This is a genomic window from Dermacoccus abyssi (assembly GCF_003515945.1).
Taxonomy (GTDB): Bacteria; Actinomycetota; Actinomycetes; order Actinomycetales; family Dermatophilaceae; genus Dermacoccus; species Dermacoccus abyssi.
Window position 1 is genome coordinate 88,327 of record NZ_QWLM01000007.1, and the last position, 25,697, is coordinate 114,023.

Genomic DNA, 25,697 nt, shown 5'->3' on the forward strand with positions numbered 1-25,697 from the left:
CGTCTTGGGGAGGTCGCCCACGTAGCGATAGCCTGAGGCAAGCGAACATTCGTCGCACCAACTGATCGAAGGAGCCAGCACAGGCCATGGAGAAGATCAAGGTCAAGAACCCCATCGTCGAGCTCGACGGTGACGAGATGACGCGCATCATCTGGCAGTTCATCAAGGACCGCCTGATCCACCCGTACCTCGACATCGACCTCAAGTACTACGACCTCGGCATCGAGAACCGTGACGCCACGGACGACCAGGTCACCGTCGACGCGGCGAACGCGATCAAGGAGTACGGCGTCGGCGTCAAGTGCGCCACCATCACGCCGGACGAGGCCCGCGTCGAGGAGTTCGGCCTCAAGGAGATGTGGAAGAGCCCGAACGGCACGATCCGCAACATCCTCGGTGGCGTGATCTTCCGCGAGCCGATCATCATCAGCAACGTGCCGCGTCTCGTGCCGGGCTGGACGAAGCCGATCATCGTCGGTCGTCACGCTCACGGTGACCAGTACAAGGCGCAGAACTTCAAGGTGCCCGGCGCCGGCACCGTCGAGATCTCCTACACGCCGGCCGACGGTGGCGAGAAGGTCGTCTACGAGGTCGCCGAGTTCCCCGAGGACGGCGGCGTCGCGATGGGCATGTACAACTACAACAAGTCGATCGAGGACTTCGCCCGCGCGTCGTTCAACTACGGCCTCGAGCGGAACGTTCCGGTCTACCTGTCAACGAAGAACACCATCCTCAAGGCGTACGACGGTGCGTTCAAGGACATCTTCCAGGACGTGTTCGACCGCGAGTTCAAGGACGAGTTCGACAAGCGCGGCCTCACCTACGAGCACCGCCTCATCGACGACATGGTCGCTGCGGCGCTCAAGTGGGAGGGCGGCTACGTCTGGGCCTGCAAGAACTACGACGGCGACGTGCAGTCCGACATCGTCGCGCAGGGCTTCGGCTCGCTCGGCCTCATGACGTCGGTCCTCATGACCCCCGACGGCAAGACCGTCGAGGCCGAGGCCGCGCATGGCACCGTCACGCGTCACTACCGTCAGCACCAGCAGGGCAAGGAGACGTCGACCAACCCGATCGCGTCGATCTTCGCCTGGACGCGTGGTCTCGCCAAGCGTGGCGAGCTCGACGAGACGCCCGAGGTGACGAAGTTCGCCGAGACGCTCGAGCGCGTCTGCATCGAGACCGTCGAGAGCGGCAAGATGACCAAGGACCTCGCGCTGCTCATCGGCAAGGACCAGCCGTACCTCAACACGCAGGACTTCCTCGCCGCCATCGACGAGAACCTGACGAAGGCCATGAACGCCTGACATCGGTGTTGTCGCCGAGAAGCCCCGCCCGTCGTTCTGACGGGCGGGGCTTCTTGCTGTTCTCGTCGTTGTCCGACCTTGCCGCGCTGGTGCGTCAGCCGAAGATCGTGTCGATTGCCTCGGTGATCTGAGCGGCGGCCTCGTCGGCGGCAGCCGGCCCGCGGCGGTAGGGGTCGGCGATGCTGTCGCCGCGCGTGCGACTGGGGCGGTGCTGCAAAATCCACTCGACCCGGTCGACATCGTCCGGCGCTTCGGAGGCGAGACGTGCGGCGGATCGCAGGACGAAGGCCTTGCTGTGCAGTTGGGGGTATTCCTCGATGAGGATGCGGCGGTGCGTCGACTCGAGGGGGAGGAGGAGGTCGGCATCCGCGATCGCGTCGTAGTTCAGCTGGCGGGCAATGAATCCCTCGGGGCTGCCTCCGCGAGCGACGAGTCGCTCCGCCATGAGCTCCTCCATCGGTGCTCCGATGACGGCTCCGACCCCCACGCTCGAGAAGTGAAGAGACCCGCCGGCTTCGGCGTCGACCAGCGCGGCGTACCGCTCGGCGAAGGTCGATCGGCAGATGTTGCCGGTGCAGACGAAAACGATGTGCACAAGGGCCTCCGAGCTCCGAGGAATGTCAGGTTCGCTCCGTATATTAGCCGTCGAGCGCCCCCGAGCGCTGTCCGGAATATTTTGGTCAACTGACCTGGCTCGGATACGATGGCCGAGCGCCGCCTTGCGGCCGCCCCGAGTGAACATCGACGAAGGATTGCTGCGTGTCACTGGACGACCTGTGGAGGATCGCACGGCGCTACTGGGCGATTCTGGTGGCGATGAGTCTCGCGGGTGTTGCCATCGCGTGGCTCTTCCTGCTCACTCAGCCGGAGCGATACACCGCCACGACGACGGCCTACGTCACGGCCGGCGCGACGAACGGTGGCAATTCGCAGGCGGACAAGCAGGCCCAGGCCGCGATGGCCTACAGCAACAGCATGCTGGCCAAGCAGAAGGCCCAGGCCTGGCTCCCCGTCTTCAAGACGACTCCTGTCATGGAGTCGGTCATCAACAAGCTGAAGCTCGACACGAGCCCCGCCGCACTGGCGAGCACCGTGAGCACCACGATGGACGAAGAAGCCCCCGTCATCACCGTGAGCGCCACGGCTTCCACGCCGGTTCAGGCACGTGACGCTGCCAACGAGATCGTCAAGGCGACGGCAGACCAGGTGACGAAGCTCGAGGGTTCCGGAGCCGGTGCAGAGATCCGGTTGGTCTCGAATGCGGAGTTGCCGGGTTCCCCCAGCTACCCCAATCCTTCTCGGATCCTTCCGATCGGCTTGATCGCCGGCCTGGCGCTCGGGATGCTCTTCGCCTTGGCGCAGGCACGCCGTGACACGCGCGTCCGCAGCGAGGAGGACATTGAGCGGGCTTCCGGCACGAGCGTGCTGGCTGCGATCCCTGACAGCAAGGGACTGGCCAGCGATGGTCGTGAGGCGGAACGTGAAGACTTCCGTACGCGCGAAGCGCTCCGCCAGCTGCGGACCAACCTGCGGTTCGTCGACCCCGACAATCCGCCTCGAGCCATCGTCGTCACCAGTTCCCGCATGGGTGAGGGTAAGTCCTCGATTGCCTCGAACCTCGCACGAGTTCTTGCCGAGAGCGGCGAGCGTGTTCTGCTCATCGACGCTGACCTGCGTCGCCCGATGGTGAGTGCGATCCTCGACATCGAGCCCGAGGTTGGACTCTCGCAACTGATCGCGGGCTCCGTCGAGGCGTCCGACGTCATCATTCCGACGACGCACCGAAACATGTTCGCCGTTCCCGCCGGGCAGATCCCGCCCAACCCGAGTGAGCTTCTCGGTTCGCGAACCATGAAGCGGATCATCGAAGAGTTGCGTCAGGAGTACTTCGTCATCCTCGACGCACCCCCGTTGCTCCCCGTCACGGATGCGGCGTTGCTTTTGCCGTCCACCGACGGTGCTTTGCTTGTTGTTGACTCCATGAGCACGCGCAAGGAACACGTCGAGCAGGCCGTCCGAAACATCCTTGCCGTCAACGGTCATGTCCTGGGTGCAGTGATGAACCGTGCCAAGTCCGACAAGAACGGCCGGTACGGCTATTCGAAGTACGGGTACGGCGGTGCCTACACCTACCAGGCCTACACAGCGGACACTTCGGGCGGCAAGGGCAACCGCAAGGTGTCGCGTGAGCGCACCACGTCGGAGGCGGCCCTGCCTGCGGACACCATCCAGCGTGAAGGCCATTCGGCCCGAGACGTTGCGGCCCAGCTTCCCGGCCGTGACCGGTCACGTGACGACGTTCCGATGACACGAGGCATTCGTCGCGCCCGCGCCGAGAGTGCGGCTCGCAGTGACACCCTGAACAACGGCGAGTAGGACTTTCATGGGCGAGACGGATCGAGTGGGTGCCTACCTTCCACTCGATGTCGCGACGGAGTTGGGGCACGCCTTGGTGGCCGAGGTCGCCAAGCGTGTCGATGCACCGTACTTCTGTGTGAAAGGACCAGTCGCCACGCTCGCCGGAGCCCGCATGCCTCGGGTGTCGATGGATGTCGATGTCTTCGTGGAGCCCGATCGTATGGAGGCTTTCGAAAAGGAGTTGAACAACGCCGGTTGGTCCCGACGACCGGAATCCTTCGCTCAACGTCTCTTCAACGATCACTCTCGCGCCTACATCAATCCCAACTGGCCCTGCGACATCGACGTTCATCGCGGTTTCCCAGGCATGTTGAAGCCGCCCACGGAAATCTTCGCTTCTCTGACGGGGCACCTACAGACCTACTCGCTCGCAGGCGTCGAGGTGCTGGGCGTTGACCGACCGGCTGCGCTGCTGCTCGAGATCCTTCACGGGCTACGGTCGCCGGACTCGAAAAGGCACCAACAGGATCTGCTGTACGCCAAGGGCCTGTTGGAGGAACTCTGCGCGAGTGCAACGTTCAGAGATGACTTCGTCGGCCTCGTTCGAAATGTCGGAGCCGAGCGCACGTTGGCAGGTGTCCTGCCTTTCCTGGATCTTCATTCCGACCGGGCATTCAACGACCGTGGCGCCTACGCGCGGTGGACTGCTCAGTCGGCCGGCGCAAGTCGCACGCTCCGATGGGCGATTGCAATCGCGCAAGGCCAGGATTATCCCCGTTGGAAGATCCTGCGTGAGGCGCTCTTGCCGAGCGCGGAGGATCTGTCGATCGAGAAGCCTGATGTGACTTCCGAAGCCGGATGGCGTGTGCGCGTGGCTCGCGTCCGTGCGGGCCTCGCGAGCCTGCCGTCCCTCGTGTCCAGCCTCTTCAAGCGAACGATTAGCAGCGGGCGCGCCCTCGGTGCCGATGAGAGCCGCTGGAACGCCACCAGTCCTGTCCGAAAAGCCGATGCGGCACCTTCCCGGGCGAGTGGTCCATCCGAAGCTACGAGGCGGCCCGGGCGTCGCCGGACTGCCGGTTACAGGCTGGAACACGTGGCCCGCGTCCCAGCCGGCGGGAATGAGTACGTCCTTCCACTCACGGGCCAATTGGCGCAACCGCTGTTCCTGAGCGCAACCGCAGTCGATCTCATGGAGATGCTGGTCCACGGAGAGGCCACGCCGGAGGAACTCGTCGCAGTGGTGGCTGAGGAGCAGAACGTGGACGCGGTCGAGGTCGCGCAGCCCATCGAGGACTTCCTGCGACAGCTGACCGATCTGCGCGTTCTCGCCAACACCGTGGGAGACTCGTCGTCACGCGAGGAGGAAAACTATGCGTGACATAATAGTCGGCGTCGTGTTCACGCGACGTCCCAGACACGGAAGCTGTGCTCACCACCATCCCGGAAGCAGCAGCACCCCTTGTACAGAATCAACTTCAAGAGGTTTCAGTGACTGAGACTCAAGTGTCTTGTGTTATCCCGACTCATCAACGAGATGAGCTGTGTCTGCGGGCTGTCTCGAGCGTGTTGAAGCAAGAGATCGTGCCTGTCGAGATCATTGTGGTCGACGACTCCGGGCGCGACCCGGAGCGGCCCTCGTTGCAGGCGATAGCCGATCTCGACCCACGTGTGCACGTTCTCCCCTTCGAGAACCCTTCGAAGTCTGCGGCGGCCTCACGCAACTTCGGTGCCAGCCGCGCGTCGTCGTCTGTGCTGGCTTTCCTGGACGACGATGACTACTGGTTGCCCAGCTACCTCGCGACCGCGCTGATCGAGCTCGAGCGGTCCGAGGCGGATTTCGTCGTCACGTGGGGTGCCATGCTGACGTCCAAGGGCCTTGTCCACAAGAATTGGGCCATGGAGACCGGCTGCCGTGGTGACGACGTCATTGCGGGCAACCCCGGAATCACGGGCAGCAACTTCGTCATCCGTAGGGCCGTGTTCGATCGAGTTGGCGGTTTTGACAGCGAGATGGTCGTCAATGACGATCTCGACTTTCTGATTCGCCTCCTCGACGCGGGTGCAACGTACTCCGTGGTGAGCCAGGAACTCGTTGTGCAGGACGCCACCGGAGCCGCGGGTTCGCATTTGTCGTCGCGAGGTCCCCGGCAGGTGGAGGGCCTGAACCGCTACCGTGCGAAGTATGCCTCTCGGCTCACTCGGCGCCAGGATCGCATCCTGCAGCGGCAGTCCCACATCGCGCGACTCGTCCCGGGGACTCCGCGCCCGGAATACGCTCGCCACCTCGTGGGCGCATTGGTGTTTTCCTACCCGACGGATTTCGTCCAGGCGTTCAAGCGTCGAATGTCGAGTGCTCGGTATGAGTAAGAAGTCGACGTCGCGGGAGGACTCGCTCCCTGTCTCGTGGAGGCACGGTCAGAGGGTTGGACAGTTCCTGCGAGACAGCCTGCGCGATGGAAGTCCCGTGTGCGTGACGTGGTTGAATCACTGGTCTGCGTTGCGCGTCGATGAGCAACACCTGCGGCAAGTCGACTTCGTCGGAGTCGACGGCACGTTCCTTCAGATCCTTCTGCGTGTGCGCGGGTCTTGGGTGGGGCGCTCGTCAGCAGATCTGGTCATCCCTCAGTTCCTGGCCATGGAGCCGGAGATGACAATCGGTCTCATCGGAGGTAAGCCGGGCGTCGCCGAAGCGGCCAGACAGCGGCATCCCGAGATGAATGTCGTGCTTGCTGTTGACGGGTACGAGGGGGTTGGCGAACTCCTGGGCAACTTGTCGGAGTCCGAGACGGAACTGCCGGATATGCTGGTGATCGGGATGGGTGCGGGTGCGCAGGAGCGCGCGGCCCTCCAACTGGCCGAGTTCGGCGGTTCCAAGATCGTCTTCACCGCTGGCGGCTGGATCGATCAGCTGGCCAGCCACGAGCAGTATTTCCCGCCACTGCTCCATACCCTCCGTCTGGGTTGGTTGTGGCGCATCGTGCACGAGCCGAAGAGGCTCCTGCGCAGATACACCGTGGATGCCCTCTACGCCACCATTCACGCCCCGGCGCTCTGGAAGCTGTTCGGGCATTTGCGTGCCATTGACGATCTGGGATGGAAAGGCGATCTCAGTGCCAAGTAACTCGCGCGTCACCCAAGTTGTCACTCAGCTGGAACCGGCGGGCGCGCAGTCGATCGCCGCATGGCTCGAGGCGTCCGGCGTGGTGAACTCGGGGACGCTCTTCCTGTACGAGAAGGCTCAGAGCGATCTGTTCCCGGACCCCAAGCTTCTCCTGGAGACGCGTCCCAAGAACCCGGCCGGCGCGCTGAAGATGGTGCGCGCGACTTCTCGCTGGGCCAAGAGCTGTAGTGAGGGTGAGGTCCTGCTGGCGCATACCCACTACGCCATCGTGTTCGCGGCGCTCGTTGGGCGTCTCGCACGTAAGGGGGTGAAGACCGTGGCTGTGCACCATTGGCCCGAGGATCGTTATCCGCGCGGAGCGCGTGCAGGCGTCCGTTTGGCGCGTCGTCTCGGGTGTTTCGCTGCGGAGATCTACTGCAGCGCTGCGGTCGCACCCCGCGGAGCGAAGGTCATCCCGAACCCCGTCCCGAATACTGATCGTGCATTGGGCGGCGTCGCCGACGGGCATCCCGTGGACATTTTGGTGGTGGCGCGCCACGCGGAGGAGAAGGCCCTCGATACGGCGTTGCGCGCGCTGGCCCTGCTGCCTGACGATCGCACGATCACCTTCGTCGGCGGAGGGCCGGACACGGATGAGCTCAAGGCACTTGCGAAGGGTCTCGGGGTCTCCGACCGAGCGCACTTCGTCGGCCGCATGGACAACGACGCGGTGCGCGCCCTGATGGCTAACTGCACTGCGTTCTTGTTGCCGTCGCGGTGGGAGGCCATGCCTGTGTCACTTCTCGAAGCAGTGGCAATGGACGCTGACATCGTGGTGAGCAACATCGCCGCGCACGACTTCCTCACAGATGAGGGCGCCGCTGTCGCCTTTGAAGTGGATCGAGCGGAGCTGCTGGCGCGTGCGCTCGAGTCACTGGACGCGACCACAAGGGAATCGCTCGCGCGAGGACGTGTCGCGGTTCGTTCGTCGTTGAGTGAGGTTGCCGTGGCTCGGAAGTGGCAGAGCTTCCTGCGCGACCTCGATGCCGACGAGAGAGGGTGTGCGTGAAGGTCCGTCCCACAGGGTCCCAGGAAATCGAAGTGGCCCTTCCAGTGCACGTGGCACGTGGGCAGGATCGTTGCTCGGTATGACTCAAGCACAGCTGATCACCCCAGAATCTGCGTCCGAGGAGAGGTCGGAGAGAAGACGGGCTCGGCGGGCTCAGGCGCTGCCGGGCCTGGTCTTGTTCGGTGTATGGCTCCTCTGTGTCGCGTCGGCGCTGAGCCAGACGGTCTCGGGAAACAAAGGAGGCGCGGCATCCGAAGCTGTTCAGGGACGCAATGTCGAGACGTATGCCACGTACACGGTGGTCGTCGTCACAGCCATGGCGTTTTATGCGCGACTTCTGATCAAGAAGCCTCTTTCCACTGCAGGCCTGATGTGGGCGCTCCTTCCGACGCTGGCTGTGTTGCTGGGCCAGTACATGCACGGCGACTCGCTCTTCAAGGCGAGCATTCTGCTCCCCGGAATTGTTGTCGTGGCCGTGTGGGCGGCCGGCGTGACTCCACAGCACCTTGCGATCATCGGCAAGCTGGGAGCGCTCTTGGCACTGGGCTCGCTGGCGCTCTTGCAGATCGACCCCGCACGTGTCACCTATACCAGCTTGGCGGGCGAGCTCACCGGTAAGTCGCTCACGGGTATGGCCCTGCTGGATGGTCCCTTCTCACACCCCAACACGATGGGACTCTTCTGCGTTCTGTCTATCCCGCCGTCCCTGCTCATCCGAGGTTGGCGCACACGGGTTGTCGCTGTTGGCATCCTGGCGACGGCGACCGTCTTCACCGGTTCACGTACCTGTATGGCGGCGGCCGCGGTCATCATCGTCATGTGGCTCATCTCCCTGGTTTGGAAGGAGAAGTCGTTCTCGCGGCTTGCCACGTTCCTCACGCTCGTACTGGCCACAATCGTCGTTCTCCTGCCCATCATGACGGAGAATCCGAGGGCGTTCACAGGTCGAGGAAAGATCTGGCACTACTACCTCGATGTTGCGGGACACGCGCGGTGGACCGGGCACGGTACCAGCTGGATCACGGAGAACAGCAAACGCCTTGAAAGAGCTCTCACGTTGGAGGGACTCCACGCGCACAACACCTTCGTGACGAACTACGTCATCGGAGGACTCTTCCTCGTCGCAGCGCTGGCGCTGGTCATCATCAAGGCGCGCCGCTGCGCGGTTCAGTCGGCTGACCGCGAGGTTCGACGATTCGGAGTGATCTGTGTCGTCGCTCAGCTCGCGGTGGCCGCGACTGAAACGACGACGACGCCAACCCTGCCCACCCAGCTCTTCGCCGTCACCATCCTGCCTCTGCTGGTTCTCGTACTGTCTGCGCCCGAAAACGCCCGCTCCGAGGATGTCGACAATTCGCCGGCCACGTTCCAGGGCGCTCGATGAAGGCCGCCAAGTACCTCCTGGGAGCCCAGTGGGGCAGGTATCTGCTTCAGATCGCCAACCTTGCGGTCCTTGCGCGGTTGCTCAACCCTGCCGACTTTGGACTCGTAGCAGTGGCCACGGCCTTGACCGGCTTTGCCTGGGTGCTCGGGGATTTCGGGTTGAGCCTCGCTGCCCTCCAGGCTCCTCGCCTCACACAGGCAGAGAAGAGCAATCTCTTTTGGCTCAACACGGCGATGGGGCTCGGGCTCGCTGTTCTCGTCCCGCTCTGTTCCTTCCCCCTCGCCATGCTGTTCGGCGACGAGAGGCTCGTCGGGATCATCCTGTGCATGGCGCCGGCGTTCTTCTTGCGGGGAGCGGCCGTGCAATTCGGGGTCGAGATGAACAGGAACTCACAGTTCGGCCGACTGGCGGGAGCGCGGTTCCTCGGGGATTTGATCGGCTTCGTGGGCACGCTCGTCCTGGCTCTCTGCGGCTTTGGGTACTTCGCGTTGGCCCTGAACGTGACCATCGCAGCGCTGGCAGGTTTGGTGACTCACGTTGCCTGGGCTGGATGGAGGCCTGGCTGGCCCCGGCGCGACGTTTCCGTGGGCGGAATGGTTCGCTTCGGGTGGCACACCATGATCGCGCAGCTCGCCAACTACGTCACGACGAACGCGGACACGTTGGCGATCGGCAAGTTCTTCGGACCTGTGCCGGTCGGCTACTACAACCGCGCCACTCAGATGTCCTCCATGGCTGTCCAGCAGGTCGCGGCGCCGCTGACGGCGATTGTCGTGCCGAAGGTGGCCGGTGCTGCACAGGAAGGTGCTGCGGCAACCCTGCTGCGGCGCTACCACATCCTGCTCGCCTACCCCCTGACCGCCTTTTCCAGTGCGCTCGCCGCGCTGTCACTTCCCGCAGTGAACCTGGTGCTCGGACCCGGATGGGAGATGAGCGCAACCTTCATCACCATTCTGTGCTTGAGCTCCGCTTTTCAGGCCGTGGGCTACGTGTACTACTGGGGCTTTGTGTCCACGGCACAGACTCGGCTCTTGGCCCAGTCCGAACTGATCTCTCGATCGATCATGTTGGTCGTGCTGATCGCTTGCGCAGCCTTTGGAGATCCCTATTGGGTCGCGTGGTCCGTCGTTTTCGGCCAGTGGCTCCTGTGGATCGTCAGCGGCGCGATCTACTTCCCCCGGGCGGGCCTCCCAGCGGCTCCCTACATCGAAACGGCCTTGCGGTGCATGGCCATCGGTCTCGTCGCCCTTGGCCTTGTTCGGCTCGTGGCGACGACCATGGCTTCACGCGAGGGGGATCCGATCGCCTTGGTGATTCTGGGGAGTGTCTGGCTCCTCGGCTACGGTCTTGCCTGGCGGGTGCTCGGTGCTGATGACCGATCGACCGTCAAGGAATTCGCGGCGCACTTTGCTTCACGAAATCGCCTTGCCTCAAAGTTGTACCGATTGGTGTGATCCCGTGATTACTCAAAACGTCGTGTGTGTGGTCGTCACGTACGGGCGGCGATCCGCTTTGTGCGTCGAGGCCGCTGAGTCCGCACTACACAACGGTGCGCGCCGAGTGCTCGTGGTCGACAACGGTTCGGCGCAGGAGGACGCACGTGCCCTCCGCGATTACGCGGAAAGCCGAGGGGAACGCATTCACCTACTCGTCAATTCGAAGAATGCGGGATCAGCGCCCGCTTTCTCGCGCGGTATCGCCAGCGCACTCGAATCAGGGGCCGAATTCGTGTGGCTCCTCGATGACGACAACGTGGCGCAAGTTGGCTGCCTGAAGCACTTGATGATCGAGTGGAGTCGTCTTGCCGACTCGGGCCATCGCTCAGGACTGATCGCAGTGGGCCCCCTCCGAGGGTTTCGCGACGGCGATCCGAACGCTGATGCCGAGTTGGTCTCTCGAAGCAAGGCTCACTACTCGCCGCTCGAGCGATCGTTCGTCGACTTCGACTGGGCGACGTTCGTTGCCAAAGCACTCAACCGACGATCGCGTCCGGACCCTCAACGACTGGCGCGAATCCGCGTGCAGGGAACTTTCGACCTGAAGTACGCGCCCTGGGGCGGTCTCCTCCTGCACAAGTCGGTCTTCGCCACCGTCGGAATGCCGCTGTCCGAGTACGTCGTCTACTGCGACGACACCGAGTTCACGGCCAGAATCGTGTCGGCCGGAGGAGTCCTGTCCGTCACTCCGCGCGCGCTCGTCCACGACATCTCGGAGAAGTGGAACGCGCCGGGATTCCGGGCCGCTTCATACATGACATCGCGTCATCCGGCCCTCTTGTACTACTCAGTGAGGAACCAAGTTCACACGGAGCGGCTTCGTCGGGGCCGGTTGATGACGCCGGCTTTCATCCTGAACGGTGCTGGCTTCCTCATGCTGGCCACGGTTTTCGCAGCGAGAAGTCGTCGGGCAGACAACTTCCGACTCATGATGCTGGCAGTACGCGACGGACTCGCGGTGCCGTTGTCGTCGCGTCACGAGATCCCGCTCGCCTGATCCCAAGGCGAGTCTGCTCGGCGCCCTGGTGAGCGTCGGCAGAACTAGTGGCGGTTTGTCATTGGACACGGTCACCTGACAGCGCGGGCAGCCTCGTAGATCCGGCTGAGTCGTTGCGAGAAGGCCTCGTGCGAGTACTTCGCCGTCGCCCATTCGTAAGCCCGGTCAGCTGTGGCATTGCGGGCTGACTCGTCGCGGAGGGCTGCGAGGATGCCGTTCGCGATACCGCGGGCGTCGTCGGCGACGGCGAAGATCAGGTCACTGTCTTGGCCCGCGATGCCTTCGATGCCGACAGGGGTGGCGATGACAGCTCGCCGTTCGAGCATCGCAGTGATGGTCTTGAACTTGACGCCCGCGCCGCCGCGGAGAGGGACCGTCACGACGGTCGCTCGCTGGTAATAAGGCTCGAGGCTCTCCACTGCACCGGTCACGGCAACACGTTGGTCCTGCTCGGCAGCTACGAGCATGCGATCAGTGGGGTTGATTCCGGCCAAAGTGAGTCGCACGCTGGGCATTTCATCCCAAACGATCGGCATGATCGTGTCGATGAGCCAATGTGCTGCGTCCGAGTTGGGTCCTCGGTCGAAGGCGCCCACGAACAGTACGTCACGTACCTCATGCTCCGAGGGTGGGTTGGGGACGGGCATTCCGGGCGGAAGCAGGGGCACATCGACGAACGTGACATGACGAAGTCCGGGCGTCACAAGACGGACGAGTGCTGCATCCTTCGGGCTCAGTGTGGAGACCGAATTGGCGAGTGGGATAAGGCGAAGTTCGCGGACGCGGGTCATGCCGAAGCGCAGGGCGGCCAGGGCGCGGTTCCAGGGGAGGCCCTGCGTCATAGAACGTGCGGAGGCAATCGAACTGAGGTCGTGCAGAACCAGAAGCCGGGGTGTATCCGGGATCAGGTTCGCGATCATGCGGATGAACGCGAGCGACTCGAACCACTGGAATTCGACGAGATCAGCGCTTTCGCATTCCCGCACGATGCGGGCATCTCGAGCAACCTCACGGACAACACGGCGCGGAAGCCATTCGGGGAGGACGCGGTGTGCTAGGTGCCCCAGCCGCCCCCACTTAGGCGAGCCCTGTTCGCCGTCACCAACAAGGCTCACCTGGAACTTGGACTCCACCAGGGGGAGGTCGTCACGGTTGCGCGAGGACGAAGGCGCGAACACGTGGACCGTGTGGCTGGCACCGAGCAGGGCACTGAGGTGCTCGTAGAGGTAGACCCCGCCTGCGTGATTCGCATTGGGCACCGGGACGAAGCGTGAAAAACAAACGACGTGCATCTGATGCGTCCCTTTCGTACTAGCCACCTGCAAGAGATGCCCAGGCCACTCAAGCTCGATATCGCGGCTCCTCTAGTCCTGGGCGAGCACCGCAGAACGAAGGTAAGTCTTAACACTGACGGGCCAATCTGGGAGCCGGTCGGTCGAGGAGTGAGTCAAAACGCTGTTCGCCGGTCGCGGGGCCGGGCGCGGGAAGTTGTCGCTCGTCGTCGGGCGGACACGCTCGGGGTCGAGCCCTGAGAGGCGGAAGATCTCGCGGGTGAAGTCGAACCACGTGGTCGAGCCCTCGCTCGTACCGTGGTAATACCCACCCGGAGCGTCGCTTTCGAGCAGTGCGACGACGTACTGGGCAAGATCAAGGGTCCACGTGGGTTGCCCGTGCTGATCGTTGACGACGTCGAGCGTTTCGTGGGAGCCCGCGAGGCGAAGCATTGTCGTGACGAAATTCGGCCCGTGCTCGCCGTAGAGCCACGCGGTGCGCACCACGAGAGCTTCCGGATTTGCGGCTCGTACGGCCCACTCGCCGGCAGCCTTTGTGCGGCCGTAAGCCGACTTCGGGTTCTGCGGGGTGTTCTCGGCGTACGGCTCGGAGGAGGAGCCGTCGAAGACGTAGTCCGTCGAGATGTGCACGAGCTTTGCACCTGCCTCCCGTGTCGCGATGGCCACGTTGTGTGCACCGGTCGCGTTGAGCGTGAAGGCGGCGGCCTCGTCGCTCTCAGCGGCATCGACGGCGGTGTACGCCGCAGCGTTGATCACGACCTCGGCTCCGGCAACGGCCCGGCGCACGGCCTCGAGGTCGCGGATGTCACAATCGCCGGAGCCGAGGGCGAGGACCTCATAGCCCTTGTCACGTGCGACAACTGCAAGGTCGGTGCCGAACATGCCGGTACCGCCCGTGATCACCCAACGGGTCAACGCTTCTCGACCTTCTGCATCTTCGCGTACTTGGCCTCGGTCTCGTCCTTCATCGGCCGCCACCACGACTCGTTGGCGCGGTACCAGTTGATGGTTGCCGCAAGCCCGTCGCTGAACGTCGTGTACTTCGGCTCCCAGCCCAGCTCCTCACGAAGCTTGGTGGGGTCGATCGCGTAGCGGCGGTCGTGCCCCGGGCGGTCGGTGACGTGGTCGTAGTCACCGGCGTCCTTGCCCATCGTCGTGAGGATGGCCTCGACGACCGTCTTGTTGTCCTCCTCGCCGTCGGCGCCGATGAGGTAGGTCTCGCCGATGCGGCCACGCTCGATGATGGCCCACACGGCCGAGTTGTGGTCGTCGACGTGGATCCAGTCGCGCACGTTGAGGCCGTCGCCGTAGAGCTTGGGCCGGACGTCGTCGATGACGTTGGTGATCTGACGCGGGATGAACTTCTCGACGTGCTGGCGCGGGCCGTAGTTGTTGGAGCAGTTCGAGATGGTGGCCTTCACGCCGAACGAGCGCACCCAGGCGCGCACGAGCAGGTCGCTCGCGCCCTTCGTCGAGGAGTAGGGGCTCGAGGGGTTGTACGGCGTGGCTTCGGTGAAGCGCGCCGGGTCGTCGAGCTCGAGGTCGCCGTACACCTCGTCGGTGGAGATGTGGTGGTAGCGCACGTCGTGCTTGCGCACCGCCTCGAGCAGGGAGACCGTGCCGAGCACGTTCGTGTCGACGAACGGCCACGGGTCGGCGAGGGAGTTGTCGTTGTGGCTCTCCGCGGCGAAGTGCACGACGACGTCGGAATCGGCCACGAGACGGTCGACGAGCTCGCGGTCGGCCACATCGCCCTCGACGAAGGTGATGTCGTCCGCGACGCCGTCGAGAGAGCGCGTGGTGCCCGCGTAGGTGAGCTTGTCGAGCACCGTGATCTGTGCGTCGGGCCGCTGCTCGCGGGTGAGGTGAACGAAGTTGCTGCCGATGAATCCGGCTCCACCGGTGACGAGAACTCGCATGAGGGAAGTCTACGGGCCAGTGCCCCATTCCGAGGCAACGGTCCGATCATCACGGCCACGTCGAGCGCTCCCCGTATGCTCGGGGGCATGAAGGGCATCATTCTCGCCGGGGGCTCGGGCACGCGCCTGCACCCCATCACCCGGGGTATCAGCAAGCAGCTCATGCCGGTCTACGACAAGCCGATGATCTACTACCCGCTCTCGACGCTCATGATGGCGGGCATTCGGGACGTTCTCGTCATCACGACACCGCACGACGCTGAGCAGTTCCAACGACTTCTCGGCGACGGCTCTCAGTGGGGCATTGCGATCTCCTACGCCGTCCAGGCCTCGCCCGACGGCCTCGCACAGGCGTTTCTGCTGGGCGAAGAGTTCATCGGCGACGAGAGCGTGGCGCTCGTGCTCGGAGACAACATTTTCCATGGCCCCGGCCTCGGTACCGCGCTCTCACGGCGCGTGCCTACTGATGGTGGCCTGATCTTTGCCTATCACGTACCCAACCCGTCGTCCTACGGCGTCGTGGAATTCGACCAGAACGGCACTGTGGTCTCAATCGAGGAGAAGCCAACCGAGCCCAAGTCCGGCTACGCAGTGCCGGGGCTGTACTTCTACGACAACTCGGTCGTCCAGCGCGCGCACGAGCTTCAGCCAAGTTCTCGCGGCGAACTAGAGATCACCGGCATCAACGAGTCCTATTTGCGTGACGGCTCGCTCACCGTTGAGGTGCTGCCGCGCGGCACGGCCTGGTTCGACACCGGCACCTTCGAGGGCATGATGGCTGCTGGTCAGTTCGTTCAGGTCGTCGAGGCGCAGCAGGCCCTGAAGATCGGATGCATCGAGGAGATTGCCTGGCGCAACCGCTGGATCACCACCGAGCAGATGCTCACACTCGGCGATGAGCTCTCCAAGAGCGGCTACGGCCACTACCTGCACCGCATCGCCGCGGATCCGCACAACCAGCCGAAGGGTGTTTGATCTCGATGGACATCGAACCTCTGAATATTGAAGGCGCCTATCGCTGCCGTCCTCGTCAGTTTGCCGATGACCGCGGTGTCTTCATGGAGGGGTTCCGCGGCGACAAGCTGGCCGAACACATCGGCCATGAGATGCGCGTCGTGCAGACGAATATCTCGATTTCGTCTAGGGGGGCCGTGCGGGGCATCCACTTCGCTGACCTCCCGCCCTCGCAGGCCAAGTACGTCACCGCGGTGGGCGGTTCGTTCCTTGACTTCATCGTAGACATTCGCGTCGGGTCGCCGACGTTCGGGCAGTGGGATAGCCTCCGCTTGGACACCGAGACGCGGGACGCCGTGTATCTGAGCGAGGGGCTGGGCCACTGTCTCGTAGCGCTCGAGGACAACTCAACTGCGGTCTATTTGTGCTCGCAGGGTTACAACCCGACCAACGAGCGCGGAATCAATCCTCTCGACACCCATGTGGGATTGGCTATCCCAAGTGGCCTTGTCCCTGCACTATCTCCGAAGGACGCCTCCGCGCCGTCGTTACTGGAAGCGCGGGACGCGGGTATTTTGCCGAGCTACCTGGAATGCCAAACTTGGCACGCCCGCTTGAGGGGGGAGCCGGAAAAGTGACGTGTCGCACACCGTGATTTGCGCCGTTACGTTGCCCCACACGGGTTTCCAACTTGAGTGGATGAGCCGGGCGGATATTCGGCTGCGGGGGGATGCTAGCGCATGCTGGATGGGGCTGACTTAGCCGAGCGCTGAGTGGCGGGCGGTGTCATAGCGTCGTAGCAACAGTCCGGGCGGCGTGGTGGCCGGGGTGACCTGAGAGCCGACCGCCGCCGCGCTCGCCCCCAGGCCCGCGAAGTCATGGCATGCCAGGTGTTGCGGCCCAGGGTGGTGGCGGATCTGCGTGAGTCACGCACGCCACGCCAGATCGCGGGCCGCTTGCACCTGGAAACAGCCGACGCGAGCGTTGAGCCCATGCCGAACTCCCTGCCGGCCGAGGGGCACGTCGCCAGCCATGAGGCGATCTAGCAGCTCATCTACGCCATGCCCCGCGCCGAACTGGTCACGCACGTGGTGTTCCTGCAGTCCAAGCGCACCCGCCGCCCTGCGCGCCGACATCCCGGAATGCAAACGAAACGCGCACCGATCGGATGACGCCCCTGAGCGAACTCGAGGAGGGCGCGCTCGAGCGGCGGGTGCCAGGCCATTGGGAGGGCGACCTCATCATCGGCACGAACCGCGCGTCGTGCGCGATCACTCTTGCGGAGCGGATGAACCGCTACGTCACGTTCCTGGCGTACCCGATGGCCGATGGGTAAGGACAGCGCGATCGTCGCGGACATCCTCATCGAACACACGAGCGAGTGGCCCGAAATGATGCGCGCGTCACTGGCTTGGGATCAAGGCAGCGAAATGGCGCGTCACGCCGTGTTGAGCCTGGCCACCGACCTGCCGGTGTACTTCGCCGACCCACGATCGCCGTGGCAGCGCCCGAGCAACGAGAACACGAACAGGCTGATCCGCGAATACCTGTCCGAGGGCGAAGCCATCCCCGCGCACCAGCCCTACCTGCGAGCGATCAACACTGAACTGAACGAGCGCCCCCGAATCACGCTTGGCTACCTCACACCCCGCGAGTCTTCCATCAACTCGCCAGCCAAACCCACATTGCTTCCACGTCTTGACACCCCCGAGTGGCCCTCGTCGATGTCGGCCTGCTCGACCCACTGACGAACCGATTCGACCCCGTAGCCCAGCTGGGTCGCAACCCGCTGCACCGTTCCGTGCTCGGCTCCCAGCTCTGCTCGCAGCGTGCGGACCATCCGGACCGGTGCCGCCTTCTCCTCCGAGGTAGCGCCGCAACTGCGGGTTCCCGGGCGTCTGATCCTTCGGCATGGCTCCATCCTCGTTTCCAAGGTCGGGAGCCTTCAAGAGACCCCGTGCGATGCACTCGACGCATTTGCGGGACACGCCCATCGCTGCGGGGATGTGAGTGTGTCTCCAGCCAGCCCGGTGGCGTTGAACGATGAGCAGTCCCCAAGCTGCGATCGCCTGGGCATCCGAAGTACCGCCGGGATGTCGAGTCAGCGTTCTGGGATCAGATAGCGCTGGGATTGCTGGCAGAGGAAGCGGCTCGTGTCATCGGCGTGGCCCCTGCGGTCGCGACGCGCTGGTACCGCCAGCATGGTGGGATGCGCCCGTTCATGCCGCCGACGCCGTCAGGGCGTTACCTCAGCTTCACCGAGCGTGAAGAGATCGCGATTCTTGTCGCGAAAGGTCATGGTGTGCGGCAGATCGCGCGCACGATCGGCCGCGACCCAGGAACGATCTCGCGCGAGCTACGCCGAAACGCCGCGACACGGGGCCGCACGCGTGACTATCGCGCGTCGGTCGCGCAGTGGAAGGCCGACATGGCAGCGCGGCGGCCGAAGGAAGCCAAGCTCGTGGCGAACCCGCGGTTGCGCGAGTACGTTGAGCAACGACTCAGCGGCCACATCGTCGACGAGGACGGAAACGTCGTGGCCGGGCCGCCGGTAGAGAAATGGACGGGCCGTAACAAGCCACGCCGCAAGGACCGGGCGTGGGTGCGCGTGTGGAGCCCGGAGCAGATCAGTAGGCGCCTGCCCCTCGATTTCCCCGATGATGAGTCCATGCGCATCAGTCACGAGGCGATCTATCAATCCCTCTACATCCAAGGCCGAGGAGCGTTGAAACGTGAACTCATCTTGTGCCTGCGCACCGGGCGTGCGCTGCGCGCCCCGCGGGCGCGCGCGCAGCGCACGACGTGGGCGCACGTCACGCCCGAAGCGCTCATCAGTGAACGGCCTGCTGAAGCCGACGACCGTGCAGTGCCGGGCCATTGGGAGGGCGACTTGATCATCGGGCTGGAACGCTCCGCGATCGGCACGCTCGTGGAGCGCACCACCCGCTACACGATGCTCGTTCACCTGCCCCGCGAGGAAGGCTATCGGCACAAGGAATCAGTGAAGAACGGGCCGGCCCTGGCCGGGTACGGCGCGATCACGATGAAGAACGCGTTGTCGACGACAATGACACGTCTGCCGGCGGAGTTGACGCGTTCACTGACCTGGGGCCACGGCAAGGAAATGTCCGCGCACATAGCGTTTCGTGTCGAGACAGGCATCCCGGTGTTCTTCGCCGATCCGCACTCACCGTGGCAGCGCGGCACCAACGAGAACACGAACGGCCTGCTTCGTCAATACTTCCCCAAGGGCACTGACCCGTCACGCTGGTCGGAACACCAGAACAACGCCGTCGCACACACGCCGATCACGGCCGGGTCCACCCAATACTGGGCGTAAGAGGGTGAATACAGACTGCCTTGAGAAGGCTCTGGCAATTATTGCCGGTAAAAAAACTCACTGCGGTTCAGATCGAATAACTTAATTTAGAACCGGCCCGCGCACGACGACAGATCTAAAAACCACCGCTGATGTCTGTCTCTCAACGGGGACCACCCCGTTGAGACGACAGACACGGCATCAGCCCCGCGCAGCGTCAAGAGTACCGGTGTAGTTGATCGTTCCCGCGTGCGTCAGAGCTCCGACGATTCCCGTGGACACTCCGAGTTCAACGTTGTAGCACAGCGAGTACTCGCATGAGATCTCGATAAGGCGTGGGAGGCCAATGAAAATTGCCCGGAAGCTCACGCAAAGCTGCTTCGGGGTGACCGGCGCTCCCAGGAGCGAGTATGTTCCATCAGGGAACCGCACACCCCCGAATGTGAAGGTTGAGTTCAATGCACTCACGCGGCCCAGCGTCCCTGCCCCAGCGGTGACGCCCACTGGTGACGAGTACGTTCGACCGTCGCTCATCGTCAGCGAGGCGCCCAGCCCGATAATCGTATAGGCAGGCTTGAAAAGGGTGAGGTCGCAACCTCGAGCGTCAATATTGGCAGTGAGGTTCCCGATTAGCGCCCCCCGGTTGTTAGCAACAACTGCCTGGGCTGTAAATCCACCGGCATTGCCGGGAACGAGGCACGTAGGACAAGAAGGGGTCGTGGGGCTCGCAGCCAGTGCTGGTGCTGATCCTGCAATGGCTACAGAGGGAACCGCCCAGGCAGCGCCGCGAGCAACTGTGCGACGTGAAACATCTTTCATGACAACTCCGGAGTGTGCGGGAACGTTTCATCCTCAGTATGACACATGCCGTAGCTCCACTGGGACAGAGCGTCCGGGCATCTTCGCCGTGGGGACGACAACGGGTGTGGCGCCGCCCTCCTGCCTGTTGAACGGGCACGAGGGACGAGTCTGTGCGGCTCGTCGTTCTGAACGGGGTGACAGGCCAAGACCCCTCGGAATGCCGCGTAGCTGTCTCGGTGTATCCGACCAGGACGTTGGTAGCGAAGTGGGCTCGAGTTGCGAGAACCTCCGGGTGGGATGTGGCTTGGCTAAGGCCCGCAACCACGTGCGGAGGTTTTCGCGTCCCACCGTAACGCCCGTCTCGCGTTCCCCGGAGGACGCTCATCGTTCAACGCCACCGAGATGGCTCGAAACAAGCTCACATCGCCCGCACGGTGGACGATGTGCGTGCCGCGTTCGGTGACTGCGTGATGGTGGACGCGATCCGTGTCACGAAAGTGGGGTCAAGGCCTGGATCAGTGGAGCCCCTGCCAGTGGATGCTCCTACTGGTGTCAAGCAGCTTCGGGAAGTTCCATCCGGGCCAGGTGTGTGAGTGCTCGGGTCGCAGTTCGGGGTTGTGGCGGACGCTGATCTCGAAGCGTCGCAGTCGCTATGCCTCAGAAGGCGCCGTCGCGCGCGAGCACAGCCCGCACCGTCTTGAACATGATGACCACGTCACCCGAGAGGGACCAGTTCTCGACGTAGTAGAGATCCTTGCGGACCGACTCCTCCCAGGAGAGGTTCGAGCGGCCACCCACCTGCCACGGCCCGGTGATGCCCGGCTTGACGTTGAGACGACGGTGGACGTGGTTGTCGTAGGCCTCGACCTCGTGGGGCAACGGAGGCCGTGGCCCCACGAGGGACATGCTGCCCCGGAGCACATCGAAGAGTTGCGGTAGTTCATCCAGGCTGTATCGGCGAATGAAGCCCCCCGCCCGCGTGATGCGGGGATCGTCCTTCATCTTGAACAGGAGCCCCGATCCCTCGTTCTGACGCTCGAGCTCGGCCAGACGCGCCTCCGCGTCGACGACCATGGAGCGGAATTTCGTCATCTTGAACAGGGTGCCGTTCACACCCACACGCGTCTGACGGAAGAACACAGGACCTGTGCTGTCCAGCTTGACCCAGAGGGCCACGGCGAGCAGGACCGGCGCCAACATCAGCACCATTCCCCCTGCTACGACGAAGTCGAAGAGTCGCTTCAGGGTGTATTTCACACCGCTATAACGGGGCATCGCGACGTTCATCAGCGGGAGCCCCTCCACGGGGCGCCAGTGGATGCGGGGGCCGGCCACGTCGGTCATGCGACTTGCGAGGGCCAGCTTGATGGGCGTGTCCTCCAACTGCCACCCGAGTTGCCGCAACTGCTTGCGATTCACTCGGTTGTGACCGGCGACGATGATGGTCGTCGCGCGATATCGGTGCACCGCGTCGACCACGTCGGCGATCGGACCTGCCTCTGGCACGACGACCCCATTCGCCAGTTCGAAGGTCGGCGCCTCGGCATCGGTCGCCACCGCCCGCACCACGAGGCCAGCTGCCGGGTTACGCGCGATCGCCTCGGCTGCGTACCGAACCTCCTGCGGCGAGCCGATGACGATCGCCCCGTCGACAAGCATCGAATGTTGGCGCTGGCGAAGCAACCAACGCCGGACGAGCAGGCGCTCCACGAGCAGGAGGAAGAGCCCGAGCGGAAGAGCGACGGCGAGGAATCCGCGAGCCACCTGCCATCGCATCAGGGTCATGATGATGGCGAACGCGCCGAATGTGGCGAACGTGGCGCGCACGACTCCGCGGTATTCGTCGCTACCGATGGCGAGGGACTCGATGTGGTAGGTCTGGTTGACGACGAGCGCTACGAGCCAACCGACGATCAGCACGGCCATCGAGATCACGTACAACAACCCCGCTTCGCGGACTTCGGCGAAGGATTGTTCAGCTGTGGCGAAGCGTGCCAGGAACGCGATGACGAGGGAGAACGTCACGACGCCCAGGTCAAGACACGCCAACACGATCAGAAGGTTTCGACGCCAATCTCCCCGCAGGCGTCCAAGAGGACCTGTTCTTGCCGACGCCCCGGTCACTAAACTGTGCGCTCCCCTTGACACTTGAACGACGCTGCACCCGACCGGGCACGTAATACGCATTTTTCTGCTAACCAGCATAACGCCCGGCGCATAAGCCCCTGATCCCCGCCACTGGGAATGCCGCCGCTGTAGAGGGGGCGGGACGTTTCACATCACTACCGATCCAGGCACCGCTGAGCCGCGAGACTGGGCCGAGCATCGCTGCGTCTGCCGCTGCTGTGGAAGATATTAACGGGTGCGCCGCGGCACCTATCCCGTCGCGAGGATGAGCTGGCCCACCCTGTCACTGACAAGGCGTCTGGCCTCCACGTCGAGTTGCGCGTCGGTGACGAGAACGTCCACACGTTCGAGCGGGGCGATGGTCGAGAGGCCGATGACACCCCATTTCGTGTGGTCCGCCACGACGATCACACGCTTTGCCGCAGCAATGAGGAGTCGGTTCGTCTCTGCTTCGAGCAGGTTCGGGGTCGTCAGACCCGCGTCGAGGTCGATGCCGTGGATACCGAGGATCAGTGTGTCGACGTGGACGTCGGCGAGCATCCGGTTGGCCACCGGGCCGGCGAGGGCGTCCGACGGTGTGCGCACCCCTCCGGTGAGGACGATCGATTGGTCTTCGCGGGAGGGGTCGTAGAGCAGTTCGGCAACGCGCGGCGAGTTCGTCACGACGGTGAGTCGCTTCACCGGGCGCAGCTCGACGGCGACGGCGTACGCGGTGGTCCCGGCGCTGACCGCCACGGTCTGCCCGTGGCCGATGAGACTCGCGGCCGTACGCGCGATCTCGGACTTCTGCACGGGGTTCATCGCCGACTTCACGGAGAAGCCGGGCTCGTCGATCGTGTGGTCGCCGATCGCCGTCGCCCCGCCGTGGACCTTGAGCACGAGACCCTTGCCGGCGAGGAACTCGATGTCGCGGCGTATGGTCATGTCGGAGACTCCGAGCCGCTCGACGAGGTCGCTGACACGGACCCCTCCGTCGTCCTCGATGCCTCGCAGGATGGCTTCCTGACGCTGGCGTGCCAGCATGCGACCTCCTCGTGCCACTGGAACCGGTGCGACCCAACAGATCCCAACATAGTCGAACGCCCCGTGATGAGGGCCCCTCATCGCTCACAGGGCCGCTCGGATGCGACAGCGCCCATGGCGAGTGTCAGAATGGCGGCATGTCCGACAACACCTCGCCCCTCGTGGCGGGCCAGGAGCGCCCGCACATCCTGTCCGGAATGCAGCCGACGTCCGACTCGCTGCACCTCGGTAACTACCTCGGGGCGCAGGTCAACTGGGTGACGCTGCAGGAGAACTACACGCCGTACTTCTGCGTCGTCGACCTTCACGCCCTCACGGTCAACCCCGACCCGGCGCAGCTGCGGGAGCGCACCTACGCGACGGCAGCCCAGTACCTCGCCGGCGGCATCGACCCGGAACGCTCCGCCGTCTTCGTTCAGAGCCACGTGCGTGAGCACGCCGAGCTCGCCTGGGTGCTCAACTGCATCACGGGCTTCGGCGAGGCCGGTCGGATGACGCAGTTCAAGGACAAGGCCGGCAAGCGCGGCCAGGAGAACACGAGCGTCGGTCTGTTCACCTACCCCGTCCTCATGGCCGCCGACATCCTGCTCTACGACGCCCAGGCCGTGCCGGTGGGTGAGGACCAGCGTCAGCATCTCGAGCTCACACGCAACCTCGCGCAGCGCTTCAACTCGCGCTTCGGCGAGACCTTCGTCGTCCCCGAGCCCTACATCCCCGAGGGCACGGCCAAGGTGATGTCGCTGCAGGACCCGACGAAGAAGATGAGCAAGTCCGACGAGGACCCCAAGGCGTCGGTCAGCATGCTCGACGAGCCCAAGGTCAACCTCAAGAAGATCAAGTCCGCGGTGACCGACCTCGACAACAACGTCGCGTTCGACCCGGAGAACAAGCCGGGCATCGCGAACCTCCTGCGCATCCACTCGGCGCTCTCGGGTGAGAGCATCGACGTCCTCGTCGAGCGTTTCGCCGGTGAGAACAAGTACGGCGCACTCAAGGGCGAGGTCGCCGACGTGGTCACATCGGTGCAGGGGCCGTTCCGCGAGCGTTACCTCACCTACATGGACGACCGGGCGGAGCTCGACCGTGTGCTCGCGCAGGGTGCCGAGCGCGCCCGCGAGGTTGCCTCGGCCACGCTCGCCAGGGCGTACGACGCAGTCGGGCTCGTCCCGGCGGCCCGCTGAGGAGCGAGGTCGTGAAGACCGTCGGCGTCTCGATCGCCGTCCCGGAGCCCTACTTCTCGGCGCTGCAGCAGATGCGCCGGGACGTTGGCGACCCGCAGGCCGACGCAGTCCCGCCGCACGTCACGCTCATGCCCCCGACGGACCTGGGGGAGCAGGGCGAAACGACCCTCGAGGCGCTCTCGGCCCACCTGCGTGACGTGGCTGCGCGCACCGAGCCGTTCGAGATGATCCTTCGTGGCACGGGCACGTTCCGGCCCGTCTCCCCGGTGGTCTTCGTCCAACTCGCGCAGGGCGTCAGCAGTTGCGAGCTGCTCGAAGCCGCAGTGCGCAGCGGCCCTGTCGAGCGTCCACTCGAGTTCCGCTATCACCCGCACGTCACGATCGCCCACCACCTCGACGAGGACGCCCTGGACCGGGCGTTCGAGAAGAACAAGCACTTCGAAGCGAGCTTCCTCGTCGACGCGTTCCACCTCTACCTGCAGGACGAGGACGGCGCGTGGGCACCCGTCGAGCGTTTCCCCCTCGAGGGCTGAACGGCTCCCAGGCGTCCTTCAGCCACTTCGTAGCCGGCTCACGGACAGTGGGATGGGTCACAATTTGCTTGCGGTGGGAACCCCGGCCGTCCCCGGCGTGTTTCAGGGGCGTAAAGTGCCCTGCGTGGCAACGAATACTCTCCCCGCGAAGCGGACCGGCAAGGCTGGGAGCACCATCTTCCTGAAGACCCTCATGGCGGGTTCGGGAATCTTCTTTGTGCTCTTCGTCCTCGGGCATATGTACGGCAACCTCAAGCTCCTTGCGGGCGAGAGCGCGTTCAACGAATACGCCCATCACCTGCGCACGATCGGTGAGCCGATGCTCCCGCACCGTGGCGCACTCATTCTCGCCGAGGTTCTCCTCGTGCTCGCGCTCGTCGCGCACGTGTACTCGGCTGTCAAGCTCTGGCAGCGCTCGGGCAAGGCCCGTTCGCAGCGGTACGCCGTGAAGAAATCCGGCGTGGGCGGCATCGAGGGGATCTCCGCGCCGACGATGCGCTGGGGCGGGCTCTTCCTCCTGCTGTTCGTGGTCTTCCACCTCATCCAGTTCACCCTCCCCAAGGTGAACTTCGACGGTGGTACGACCGAGAACCCCTACCGACTCGTGCACGACAGCTTCCAGCTGTGGTGGGTCGCCCTCATCTACGTCCTCGCGATGGTGGCCCTCGGCATGCACCTCATGCACGGCATCTGGAGCGCCTCGCAGACGCTGGGCCTCACGGGCACCCCGTCGGCTCGCAAGAACGCGAAGCTCGTGTCGCACGCCGTTGCGGCGATCGTCGTCATCGGCTTCCTGATTCCGCCGCTTGCCATCCTCTTCGGCATCATCTGAGCTAG

The 25,697-nt window shown here is 64.1% G+C and carries 22 protein-coding genes and 2 pseudogenes; 17 read left to right on the plus strand and 7 right to left on the minus strand.

What is annotated here, in order from left to right:
• The first annotated feature begins 86 nt into the window (after positions 1-86).
• Positions 87-1,307 (plus strand): NADP-dependent isocitrate dehydrogenase, encoded by a 1,221-nt coding sequence (locus D1832_RS07755; protein WP_118913352.1) that lies wholly within the window; start codon positions 87-89, stop codon positions 1,305-1,307.
• A gap of 94 nt (positions 1,308-1,401) precedes the next feature.
• Here the strand turns inward: D1832_RS07755 and D1832_RS07760 are convergent, their stop codons facing one another.
• Positions 1,402-1,902, minus strand: coding sequence for an arsenate reductase/protein-tyrosine-phosphatase family protein (locus tag D1832_RS07760; protein ID WP_182434714.1), 501 nt, complete (start codon positions 1,900-1,902; stop codon positions 1,402-1,404).
• Between the two features lie 164 nt (positions 1,903-2,066).
• On the opposite strand from D1832_RS07760, the gene D1832_RS07765 reads away from it, so the two are divergent.
• The 8 genes from D1832_RS07765 (at position 2,067) to D1832_RS07800 (ending at position 11,711) form a co-directional block, all read left to right on the plus strand.
• On the plus strand, positions 2,067-3,683 hold the full coding sequence (locus tag D1832_RS07765) for a tyrosine-protein kinase domain-containing protein (protein ID WP_118913354.1): 1,617 nt from the start codon (positions 2,067-2,069) through the stop codon (positions 3,681-3,683).
• Positions 3,684-3,690: 7 nt separating this feature from the next.
• Positions 3,691-5,043: a PqqD family protein gene (locus D1832_RS07770; protein WP_118913355.1), complete on the plus strand. Its 1,353-nt coding sequence runs from the start codon at positions 3,691-3,693 to the stop codon at positions 5,041-5,043.
• A 125-nt stretch (positions 5,044-5,168) separates the two neighbouring features.
• Positions 5,169-6,032, plus strand: coding sequence for a glycosyltransferase family 2 protein (locus tag D1832_RS07775; protein ID WP_274541957.1), 864 nt, complete (start codon positions 5,169-5,171; stop codon positions 6,030-6,032).
• Positions 6,033-6,135: 103 nt separating this feature from the next.
• On the plus strand, positions 6,136-6,786 hold the full coding sequence (locus D1832_RS07780; RefSeq protein WP_182434715.1) for a WecB/TagA/CpsF family glycosyltransferase: 651 nt from the start codon (positions 6,136-6,138) through the stop codon (positions 6,784-6,786).
• Entirely contained in the window at positions 6,683-7,834 is a 1,152-nt protein-coding gene (locus tag D1832_RS07785) for a glycosyltransferase family 4 protein (protein WP_118913357.1), read from the plus strand. Before D1832_RS07780 ends, D1832_RS07785 begins: the two co-directional genes overlap by 104 nt.
• Positions 7,827-9,218, plus strand: coding sequence for an O-antigen ligase family protein (locus tag D1832_RS07790; protein ID WP_147362641.1), 1,392 nt, complete (start codon positions 7,827-7,829; stop codon positions 9,216-9,218). Before D1832_RS07785 ends, D1832_RS07790 begins: the two co-directional genes overlap by 8 nt.
• Positions 9,215-10,672, plus strand: a complete 1,458-nt coding sequence (locus tag D1832_RS07795) for a lipopolysaccharide biosynthesis protein (RefSeq protein ID WP_118913359.1) — start codon at positions 9,215-9,217, stop codon at positions 10,670-10,672. The genes D1832_RS07790 and D1832_RS07795 overlap by 4 nt, the downstream gene beginning before the upstream one ends.
• Positions 10,590-11,711 (plus strand): glycosyltransferase, encoded by a 1,122-nt coding sequence (locus D1832_RS07800; protein ID WP_118913360.1) that lies wholly within the window; start codon positions 10,590-10,592, stop codon positions 11,709-11,711. Before D1832_RS07795 ends, D1832_RS07800 begins: the two co-directional genes overlap by 83 nt.
• A 71-nt stretch (positions 11,712-11,782) precedes the next feature.
• Here D1832_RS07800 and D1832_RS07805 read toward each other — a convergent pair whose 3' ends face one another.
• The 3 genes from D1832_RS07805 to rfbB all read right to left on the minus strand — a co-directional run bounded on the left by D1832_RS07805 (position 11,783) and on the right by rfbB (position 14,922).
• Positions 11,783-12,970 carry a glycosyltransferase family 4 protein gene (locus tag D1832_RS07805; protein WP_182434717.1) on the minus strand — a complete coding sequence of 396 codons (1,188 nt, stop codon included), beginning with the start codon at positions 12,968-12,970 and terminating at the stop codon, positions 11,783-11,785.
• Between the two features lie 105 nt (positions 12,971-13,075).
• A complete protein-coding gene (gene rfbD, locus D1832_RS07810; RefSeq protein ID WP_118913362.1) occupies positions 13,076-13,918 on the minus strand; it encodes a dTDP-4-dehydrorhamnose reductase in 843 nt (280 codons plus the stop codon).
• On the minus strand, positions 13,915-14,922 hold the full coding sequence (gene rfbB / locus D1832_RS07815; RefSeq protein WP_118913363.1) for a dTDP-glucose 4,6-dehydratase: 1,008 nt from the start codon (positions 14,920-14,922) through the stop codon (positions 13,915-13,917). The genes rfbD and rfbB overlap by 4 nt, the downstream gene beginning before the upstream one ends.
• Before the next feature lie 87 nt (positions 14,923-15,009).
• On the opposite strand from rfbB, the gene rfbA reads away from it, so the two are divergent.
• From rfbA to D1832_RS07830, 4 genes are all read left to right on the plus strand, one after another.
• Entirely contained in the window at positions 15,010-15,897 is an 888-nt protein-coding gene (rfbA, locus tag D1832_RS07820; RefSeq protein WP_118913413.1) for a glucose-1-phosphate thymidylyltransferase RfbA, read from the plus strand.
• A gap of 5 nt (positions 15,898-15,902) precedes the next feature.
• On the plus strand, positions 15,903-16,514 hold the full coding sequence (locus D1832_RS07825; protein ID WP_118913364.1) for a dTDP-4-dehydrorhamnose 3,5-epimerase family protein: 612 nt from the start codon (positions 15,903-15,905) through the stop codon (positions 16,512-16,514).
• 530 nt (positions 16,515-17,044) lie between these two features.
• Positions 17,045-17,212, plus strand: a complete 168-nt coding sequence (locus D1832_RS15325) for a hypothetical protein (protein WP_182434718.1) — start codon at positions 17,045-17,047, stop codon at positions 17,210-17,212.
• Positions 17,205-17,624 carry an IS30 family transposase gene (locus tag D1832_RS07830; RefSeq protein ID WP_118913365.1) on the plus strand — a complete coding sequence of 140 codons (420 nt, stop codon included), beginning with the start codon at positions 17,205-17,207 and terminating at the stop codon, positions 17,622-17,624. The genes D1832_RS15325 and D1832_RS07830 overlap by 8 nt, the downstream gene beginning before the upstream one ends.
• Here the strand turns inward: D1832_RS07830 and D1832_RS07835 are convergent.
• A pseudogene (locus tag D1832_RS07835) lies at positions 17,591-17,789 on the minus strand (IS3 family transposase); the annotation flags it as partial. The gene D1832_RS07830 and the pseudogene D1832_RS07835 overlap by 34 nt on opposite strands.
• Before the next feature lie 146 nt (positions 17,790-17,935).
• On the opposite strand from D1832_RS07835, the pseudogene D1832_RS07840 reads away from it, so the two are divergent.
• Positions 17,936-19,180, plus strand: a pseudogene (locus D1832_RS07840) (IS30 family transposase); the annotation flags it as partial.
• A gap of 1,473 nt (positions 19,181-20,653) precedes the next feature.
• On the opposite strand, the gene D1832_RS07845 reads toward D1832_RS07840, so the two are convergent.
• Both D1832_RS07845 and D1832_RS07850 read right to left on the minus strand, forming a co-directional pair.
• On the minus strand, positions 20,654-22,048 hold the full coding sequence (locus tag D1832_RS07845; RefSeq protein ID WP_182434719.1) for a sugar transferase: 1,395 nt from the start codon (positions 22,046-22,048) through the stop codon (positions 20,654-20,656).
• Positions 22,049-22,372: 324 nt separating this feature from the next.
• Positions 22,373-23,146 carry a DeoR/GlpR family DNA-binding transcription regulator gene (locus tag D1832_RS07850; protein ID WP_118913367.1) on the minus strand — a complete coding sequence of 258 codons (774 nt, stop codon included), beginning with the start codon at positions 23,144-23,146 and terminating at the stop codon, positions 22,373-22,375.
• Positions 23,147-23,283: 137 nt separating this feature from the next.
• On the opposite strand from D1832_RS07850, the gene trpS reads away from it, so the two are divergent.
• The 3 genes from trpS (at position 23,284) to D1832_RS07865 (ending at position 25,692) form a co-directional block, all read left to right on the plus strand.
• Complete coding sequence (gene trpS, locus D1832_RS07855; protein WP_118913368.1) at positions 23,284-24,327, plus strand: tryptophan--tRNA ligase; 1,044 nt, start codon at positions 23,284-23,286, stop codon at positions 24,325-24,327.
• An 11-nt stretch (positions 24,328-24,338) separates the two neighbouring features.
• The gene (locus D1832_RS07860) at positions 24,339-24,860 is read left to right on the plus strand and encodes a 2'-5' RNA ligase family protein (RefSeq protein WP_118913369.1); all 522 of its coding nucleotides are present in this window, start codon (positions 24,339-24,341) and stop codon (positions 24,858-24,860) included.
• Between the two features lie 124 nt (positions 24,861-24,984).
• The gene (locus D1832_RS07865; RefSeq protein WP_241510921.1) at positions 24,985-25,692 is read left to right on the plus strand and encodes a succinate dehydrogenase cytochrome b subunit; all 708 of its coding nucleotides are present in this window, start codon (positions 24,985-24,987) and stop codon (positions 25,690-25,692) included.
• Positions 25,693-25,697: the final 5 nt, after the last annotated feature.